The sequence below is a fragment of the Arthrobacter sp. M4 genome (assembly GCF_020251205.1).
GTDB lineage: Bacteria > Actinomycetota > Actinomycetes > Actinomycetales > Micrococcaceae > Arthrobacter.
Window position 1 is genome coordinate 1 of the sequence record NZ_JAIWYX010000095.1, and the last position, 204, is coordinate 204.

The 204-nt window shown below is 70.6% G+C and carries 1 protein-coding gene; it reads right to left on the reverse strand.

Features of this window, described 5'->3' with window-relative positions; genetic code table 11:
* A partial coding sequence (locus tag LD110_RS23545; RefSeq protein ID WP_225502353.1) for a hypothetical protein occupies positions 1-204 on the reverse strand: 204 nt, incomplete at both ends.

Sequence of the window (204 nt, forward strand, 5' to 3'; positions counted from 1 at the left end):
TGAAGGATCCCGGTTCCGCCTGCCCGCGCCGCGGTGTTGGCCGCCGCCTGTGCCAGGGCCTGGGCAGCGGTGTTCGCGGAGTCTGCCTCTGTAATGCTGGCCTCGGTGGCCAGGGGTTCTGCTGCCTGGGTTTCTGCTGCCTGGGCTTTGGCGGTGCGGGCGTCGTGGTCCAGGCCGTTGTAGATGGCCAGGCCGGCTTCGGCG